At 68.7% G+C, this 7443-nt stretch carries 6 protein-coding genes; 5 read left to right on the forward strand and 1 reads right to left on the reverse strand.

What is annotated here, in order from left to right; genetic code table 11:
• The first annotated feature begins 56 nt into the window (after positions 1–56).
• From CAP_RS02870 to CAP_RS43605, 4 genes are all read left to right on the forward strand, one after another.
• Positions 57–1598, forward strand: coding sequence for a DUF3800 domain-containing protein (locus CAP_RS02870; RefSeq protein ID WP_044235659.1), 1542 nt, complete (start codon positions 57–59; stop codon positions 1596–1598).
• 202 nt (positions 1599–1800) lie between these two features.
• Entirely contained in the window at positions 1801–2046 is a 246-nt protein-coding gene (locus CAP_RS02875) for a hypothetical protein (protein WP_044235662.1), read from the forward strand.
• Between the two features lie 66 nt (positions 2047–2112).
• Complete coding sequence (locus tag CAP_RS02880; RefSeq protein ID WP_044235664.1) at positions 2113–2358, forward strand: hypothetical protein; 246 nt, start codon at positions 2113–2115, stop codon at positions 2356–2358.
• Between the two features lie 28 nt (positions 2359–2386).
• Positions 2387–3166 (forward strand): hypothetical protein, encoded by a 780-nt coding sequence (locus CAP_RS43605; RefSeq protein WP_052374008.1) that lies wholly within the window; start codon positions 2387–2389, stop codon positions 3164–3166.
• A gap of 528 nt (positions 3167–3694) precedes the next feature.
• Here CAP_RS43605 and CAP_RS02895 read toward each other — a convergent pair.
• On the reverse strand, positions 3695–4504 hold the full coding sequence (locus tag CAP_RS02895) for a hypothetical protein (RefSeq protein ID WP_044235669.1): 810 nt from the start codon (positions 4502–4504) through the stop codon (positions 3695–3697).
• 558 nt (positions 4505–5062) lie between these two features.
• On the opposite strand from CAP_RS02895, the gene CAP_RS02900 reads away from it, so the two are divergent.
• On the forward strand, positions 5063–7273 hold the full coding sequence (locus tag CAP_RS02900; protein ID WP_044235822.1) for a hypothetical protein: 2211 nt from the start codon (positions 5063–5065) through the stop codon (positions 7271–7273).
• Positions 7274–7443: the final 170 nt, after the last annotated feature.

Raw genomic sequence — 7443 nt, forward strand, 5'->3', positions numbered from 1 at the left:
GTCAGCGTCCGAGTTGCCCTGAGGTGGATTCGAGCAACGAGGCTAGCCAGGACCCGATGAACATGCCCCCCTCACCGCTCCAGAGCATCGAGGATTGGCTCAACTTGCCGGAGCTGCCGCTCCCTGGAGAGGGGGAGGCGGTCGCGTATGAGTTTCTCGATGCCGGAATACTCAAGGTTCTACGGCGTGAAGCGCTGGCCGCGGGTGTGGAGGAGCCCTGGGAGCCACCGTTCGGTGACCCGTTCCGGCGCTGGAAGCGTGCTCGCTCCAGGCGCCATGGGAGCCTACTCGGCCAGCACTCACCGTTCGCCTTCCTGGGTGCGGTCATGATCAAGACGGGTGAAGGAGCTGAATTCCGCCGCCTGCCTCACGACCTCACGGCATGGGCGCTCGGCAGAGTTCACCTCGCAGCCCAACGCACTGACGTCTTTCCTTGCCGGCTTCGGCTTCAAGCCACCGAGGGAAGCCTTGAGATCACAGAGGAGGAGTTGCGGCCCCTCACGGTGTACGTGGACGAGAGCGGGAACACTGGCGATGCAGCCGCAGGCATCACCAAGAGCTTCGATGGGCAACGGGCCTTCACGCTCGTGGGCGTGGGTGACGATGCAGGTCCGGGATCCATCCAGAAGATCCTCGAAGCGCTCATCGAAACGCACGGCGTGAAGGCTACGGAGGTCAAGGGCAGGGCCATGAAGCGCCATGCAGCGTTTGTCATCGACCTCGTACACCACGTCTCTGCCTGCAGCTCGATCTTCATCGAGATCATGGACAAGAGATTCCAGCTCGTCACAAATCTCGTTTCATTCGTCCTGCTCGATCAGACCACCGGCATTGGCGACCCGTTTGAGCTTGCCAACATGTTCGCCGACATCCTGGCTGACAGCCTCGATGACACCGTACTCGAATCCTACGGGACGTTCGCACGGGAGCCGCACCAGCAGTCGTTCGCCCCCTTCAGGGACGCGTTTCGAAGTCAGCTCCTGCACGCGAAGATAAGCATGAGGTCTGATCAGGAGCACGAGTTCCGCCTGGTTCGACAGATCGAGGCGGCGTTCGAAGCGGCTTTCCGGGTGTGCAGAGAGCGCGCGGACTTCTCCGGCCTGGTGCCTTCCCGGGATCCCGGGAAGACGAAGCGGGGCACCGTGATGCTTCCGCATGCCTCGGCCTTTTCCAACCTCCTCGCGCGGGTTAAGCGTCACGCCAGACCGCGCTATCCAGGCATGCACATTGTTCACGATGAGCAAGCTCAGTTCGATGCAACACTCCAGGGCTACACAGACCTGCTTGCGTCAGAAGCGCCCCGGATGACGAAGATGGCTGCGGGCACCCGGATGGAGGCTCACGCCGACTGGGACTTTGCGCCGGGAGAGGTTCAGCTCACGTTCGCAAACTCGAAACTGGAGCCCGGCCTCCAGGTTGCGGACGTGATTGCGCGACTCTGCAAGCAGCGGATGGAAGCATTGCTGAACGGGGAAAAACCAGACCCAGGCTTCGATCGCGTTTTCCAAATTCTTCACGACCTCAGGAGCCCGGGTAGCGGAACCGGCGTGAACATCGTCACGACCACGACGATGGCGGATAAGTTCTGGGAGATATGAAGCTCATCGAGGTCGCCCGTCGACAAAGGTCATGGGAAAGCCCGCGCCAAGAGCACCCACCTGGAAGCACGGGCAAGGGCGGGGTCGATCGCATGTCTCGTGAGAAGGCCGTTCCGTGAGTCAGATCCCAGCGAAGCTGTTTCATGCTGTGGTTGCTATGGGCGCCGCACTCACCGCATGCGGCGGTTCTAGGGCCGCGGGCGTGGTCCAAGAACCAGAGAGCAACACGCGGGCTGCTGATGAAGATGGGCAGCCCGACGCCGACGCCTCCGAGGGGGGCGCGGACGAGGCGGGCGCGGACGAGGCGGGCGCGGACGAGGCGGGCGCGGACGCAGGCACGGGAGCCGACGCGGCGCGCAAGCTGAAGTCGGGCGAACCGATCCCCGCCGACTCTCCCTGCCAGGACGGCTCGGAGCGCCCCTACCCTCCCTGCTTCTACATCCTGTGATCGTGTGACGTGCCTGTGCTGCCGCTCGCGATCGCTCGGGGAGGTCTCCTGCGCTAGGCTCGTCGCATGAGCAACGCGCCCGCGAGGATGTTCCACGCCGTGGTCGTCCTGGGTACCGCGCTCACCGCCTGCGACCGCGCCGGGGGTAGCAGCCCCGTGCAGGAGCCGAGGACCGACACCGGCGCCGGGCCCGACGCGCAGGCGGCGCCCGGCAAGGTCCGCAGGCTGAAGACGGGACAGGTGATCCCTGCCGACTCGCCGTGCCGCGACGGCGCGGAGATGCCTTACCCGCCTTGCTTCTACATCCGGTGATGGCTGCACCCTCGGCCGGCTGACGCACATGGCGCGATCGCTCGACGAAGCCCTCCTCGACCTCTCCGCCGTCGACGCCTTGCCGGACACGGCGCGGCGCGCGATCGCCCGGCACTGGGCGCGGCGGGTGGCCTCGGAGTCCAGGGTCTCGTGCGCCTTCGCGCAGCTCGCGCCGTGGCTGCGCGCGCTCTCCGCGGAGGAGGTGGTGGTGGCGCTGGTGGCGCGCGCCGCCGAGGACGAGCGGCGCCACGCGGCCATCTGCAAGCGGCTCGCGGAGGTGTACGCGGGAGCGCCGGTCGAGGCGCCGGTCGTGGAGGACGCGGCCTTGCCGAGCTTCGGGTGCGCCGACGAGCGGCTGGAGGTGGCGCTGCACGTGGCGGGGCTGTGCTGCATCAACGAGACCATCGCCACGGCCTGGATCGGGGAGTGCCTGGCCGGGGCCACGGTGCCGCTCGCGGTGGCGGCGAACCAGGCCCACCTCCGGGAGGAGATCGATCACGCGCGGATCGGGTGGGCGTACCTCGGTGGAAAGTCGCTCCCGCCGGGGCTGCGGGAGATGCTCGCCGAGCGCGTCGTGAAGCTCCTCCGCGCCAACGTGCCGCAGTGGGAGGCGGCGGACCAGTACCTGCCCGGGGAGGGGCTGCCCGCGCACGGGTGTCCGGACGAGGCGTCGTCGCGGCGCGCGGTGCACGCGGCGGTGGAGGGGCTGGTCCTGCCGGGGTTCGCGCACGTGGGGCTCGACGTGCGCGGCGCAGGCGCGTGGTGGGAAGAGCGCGGGCGCCAGGGCTGTCCCTCCGTCTCGGCGTAGAAGGAGACGCTCTCCAGGAAGTCGAGGGTCGTGCCCGCGGGGGCCTCGACGCGCACCGTGAAGCTGAGGAGCCTCACGGAGTCGACGTCGTCCTTGGTGACGCCCTGGTTCTCGAACTCCTGCGAGAGGTCGAGGCGCTGGAAGGAGTCCAGGTCGAGGGAGCCGAGCAGCTCTTCGAGGACCGTGCCCCGCTGGATCACCGCCTTTCCGCCGACCTCGACGTCGATGTTGTCGAGGTCGTCGCAGTGGATCATCCCGCCGAGGACGAGCGCGCAGGCGACGCGGGTGAGCGCGGGCCGCCACCTTGCTGAAGCACCGCGAGCACCGCGAGCGCCGCGAGTACTCAGGGGGACAGGAAGCGAAGAGGGTGAAGAATGCGCCATGATGCCAGGCTAGCACTCCGTTTCCCAAGGTCGTCCCGGGTCCTCGGCTCAGCGTTCGAGCGAAGTCACGGGGGTAGCGACCGTCGGGAGCGTAGGGACCGTAGGTCCCTGATTCGCCGTACGCAGTACCGGAGCTGATGGGGCCTCAGGACCTCATGGCCATGAGGGCCGTCGCCGGCATGGAGGGCGGGGCGTCGGCGTCGATGTCGCCGGTCTCGGGATCGACGTCCTCGACCATGCTGCGGTTGCGGAAGTACTGCCGGATGGTCTCCTGCTGCTGCAGGATGGGGCCGAGGAGGGCGGCGCGGCCTTCGAGGTCGGCGGGGCCGCTGCCGGGGTAACGGCCGAGCGTCATGGCCACCGCCTGGAGGAGCATCTCCTGGCCGCGGGCGCGGGCGGCGCGCACCAGGCCGAAGTCGAGGGGCTCGGGGCGGGGGCCGTCGAAGGCGGCGCGGTACTCGGTGGACAGCTCGACGATGCGGTCGGCGTGGCGGCCGAGGCCGAGGTCCGCGATGAGGTGCGCGAGGTCGCCGCGGAGGCGGCCGGCGAGGCGCTCGACGGCGGTGAGCTCGTCGGCGTAGTTCAGCGAGGTCACGGCGGCGACGCCCATCGGGAACAGCGCGCCGAGCAGCTCGCCGACCTTCTCGACGGTGCCGTCGCCAGGGCGAGCCACCGCGGCCTGGGACTCGGCGCCGTCGCGCAGGGCGACGAGGGTGCGATCGATGACGGCGTCGATGCGCTGCACGGGATCGTCGGCGTGGGCGAGCTGGCGAGCGGCCCAGCGCTCGTCGAGCTGGCGGGTCACGCGGTCGTGCTCGGCGGCGCGCGCGGCGTGGGCGGAGAGCTCGGGGAAGCCGCGCTCGGCGGCGCGCCGCTCCACCTGCTGCATCGCCCAGAGGCGGCGGCCCGTGGGGAAGACATGGAGCTGGATGAGCGAACCGAGCGAGATGTCCATACCGTGTTCCTGCGGGGTGACGAGGGAGACTGCGTGAGCTGGTTGCGCGAATGTTCGACTGTGAACGTGTGTGAACGTGGAACTGTCGGCGCGGTGCGTCGGGCCATCACGCCAGCGTGCCGGGCGGGCGCCACGTGATGCGGGGGCGCGATGGTCGCCGACAGGAAGGGCGAGGGGAAGCCCTGATCAAGGAGATGAACGCGGCGCGCCAGGGAGGGCCGCGCTTGCTGCGGGGGACACGCTCCGCGGCCTGTCGGGGCCGCGCACGCGCGCTGCTCGCTCTTGACAGGAACCGCGCAGAGCGCCTGTACGCCGTCGTGACATGCCGCTGACACGGCGCGACATCTCACCGCGATGCATGCCGTGATCGTGACGACATGCAGAGCGCGCCCCGGCGAGCGTGCTCACGCAAAACGAGAGAATTTCCCGGTGCGCCATGATGTCGGTGGATCATTTCATCGACGTCGGGGAGAGCAACCAACGGGCGTCGGAGTTCTCCCCAGAAGACGCGCAACCGATGCTAGGCTGCGCGCTTCCTGACCAAAAATGAGGGACTTCATGCGCCGATTGCTCTCTGTCGCTCCGCTTACTGCTCTGGCTGCGCTGCTCGCCTCGAGCGCTGCTTCTGCGTCCGAATGGCATCTCGTCAAAGACACCGGGCCCGCGCTTCAGGCGGGGAACCGGCGTGACGTCGCCACGTCGTACCTGACGCGGGCAGCGGCGGAGCTGCGGCTCGAGGGCGTGTCGCTCGCGTTCAACAAGGAGCTGCCCTCGACCTCGCACAGCACGGTGCGCTTCGAGCAGACCCACGGCGGGCTGCCGGTGATGGGCGCGACGGTGGCGGTGCGGCTCGACGCGGCGGGCAAGCCGCGGCTGGTGGTGAGCGAGGTGGCGCGCGGCATCGCGGTGGATCCCACGCCCTCGATCGACGCGGTGACGGCGATGCTGCTCGCCGAGGAGGCGCTCGGTGAGCCGCTCGCGCGGGAGCCCGGGGTGAAGCTCGCGATCCAGCCGCAGAAGGACGGCCCGGGGCGGCTCGTCTACCTCGTGAGCGTGCTGCAAGGCTCGCCCCGCGAGCGGGTGTACATCGTCGACGCGCACGCGGGCAGAGCGATCCGGTGGTACCCCACGGCGCGCCACGCGCTCGGGCGCGTGTACCCGATCGGCCCGTCCTCGGGCGTCCAGGATCTGGACCTCCCCGATCTCGTCACCAGCAGCCCCCAGCGCCTCACCGGCTGGAATGGCAACCTCACCGTGGGGAGCTACCAGGGCGGAGATCCCTACTACGGCACCATGACGGTGCAGCAGAGCCTCGCGCCCAGCTCGGGCGGGAACTTCCTCTACGATCCGCCGGGCGATCCGCTCTCGCTCGACGATGAGTTCGCCGAGGTGAACACCTATTACCACCTCACCCGGGCGCGCCACTTCTTCATGGACAACCTCGGCGTCGACATGTCGGCGCAGAGCTGGAGCGTCTTCGCAGCCGCCAACGTGATCCAGCCCGGCAACTACATGGACAATGCCTTCTTCTCGCAGGAAGGCATCGCCGGTGAGCCCAACCTGATCGCCATCGGTCAGGGGTCGAGCGCGGACTTCGCCATCGACTCCGACGTGTTCATCCACGAGTTCGGCCACTACATCACGCACAACGCGATCAACTACAACGGCAGCCAGATCGCCTTCAGCCCCCAGTACGGGCTCAGCCCCTGGAGCGGCGGCATCGACGAGGGCATCTCCGACTACTTCGCCTGCAGCATCAACAACAACCAGATCCTCGGCGAGGCCTCGCTCGCGGACTACGCGCGCGACCTGTCCGACACCAGCAAGACCTGTCCGGACGGCGTGGTCGGCGAGGTCCACGAGGACGGCGAGATCATCGGGAGCCTGAGCTGGTCGGTGCGCCAGGCGTTCGGCCCGCAGATCGCGGACCAGCTCGTGTGGGGTGCGATCTCGCTCCTCAACCAGGGGTCGAGCCTCGGCGACTTCGCGAAGGGGCTCCAGGCCACGGCCGACGATCTCGTGGGCAGCGGCCAGCTCACCTCGCAGAACCTGCAGACGCTCGACACGCTCATCGCGCAGCGGGGCATGGACGACTGCGATCACGTCCTCGAGCTGGCGAAGAACAAGTCGCGCACCATCACCATGATGGGGCTCGAGATGTTCGCGAACCTCATCGGCTACACCTGCGGCCAGGTGCAGGGCCAGCTCGGCACCCAGAGCTTGTTCCACTTCATGATCAAGCCGATGCCCAGCGACACGAGCCTGCGGGTGACGGTCGACTACCAGTCCTTCGGCGGCGGCAACACCGACTGGGGCATCCACGCGCAGACCACCACGCCGGTCTCGATCTCCGACGACACCCTCCTGCCGATCGGCGCCACCTGGACCCAGGAGCACGTGAACGGCAGCACCGGCGAGCTGGTGATCGACGCGAACAGCACCCCGCCGTTCGACCCCACGAAGACCTATTACGTGGTCCTCAGCGACGAGAGCTGCGCGCCCGCGCGCGTCACCCTCTCGTCGAACGTCGGCTTCATCCAGCCCGAGCCCAACCCGGGCACCGGCGGAGGCGGCGGCGAGGGCGGCGGCACCGGCGAGGGCGGCAGCGGCGCCAACTCGGGCAGCGGCGGCGACGACGACACCGGCAGCGACGGGCTCTGCGCCTACCGCGCTGGCACCAGCGGCTCGCTCGCGGGCTGGGCCGGCCTCACGGCGGTGGGCCTCGCCATCGCCGCGCTGCGCCGCGCGCGCCGCTCGCGCCGGGGCTGATACGCCTCAGGGCCGGGGTGACAGCCCCGGCCATCCTCTCCCTAAAGACAAGCTCACCGCAGGACGGCAGTACCTTCGAGCACGAGGGCTCGGCAGAGGAAGCACTGCGCTCGCTCCCCGACCTTCAGCGCCCCCGCTTCAAGGAGAGAGGGTAGCGACCAGCGGGAGCA

The organism is Chondromyces apiculatus DSM 436 (genome assembly GCF_000601485.1).
Taxonomy (GTDB): domain Bacteria; phylum Myxococcota_A; class Polyangia; order Polyangiales; family Polyangiaceae; genus Chondromyces; species Chondromyces apiculatus.

Excerpts from the sequence above, each read along its gene's own strand:
- CAP_RS02870 (WP_044235659.1), top strand. The coding sequence starts at position 57 with ATGAACATGCCCCCCTCACCGCTCCAGAGCATCGAGGATTGGCTCAAC.
- CAP_RS02880 (WP_044235664.1), top strand. The coding sequence starts at position 2,113 with ATGAGCAACGCGCCCGCGAGGATGTTCCACGCCGTGGTCGTCCTGGGT.
- CAP_RS43605 (WP_052374008.1), top strand. The coding sequence starts at position 2,387 with ATGGCGCGATCGCTCGACGAAGCCCTCCTCGACCTCTCCGCCGTCGAC.
- CAP_RS02895 (WP_044235669.1), bottom strand. The coding sequence starts at position 4,504 with ATGGACATCTCGCTCGGTTCGCTCATCCAGCTCCATGTCTTCCCCACG.
- CAP_RS02900 (WP_044235822.1), top strand. The coding sequence starts at position 5,063 with ATGCGCCGATTGCTCTCTGTCGCTCCGCTTACTGCTCTGGCTGCGCTG.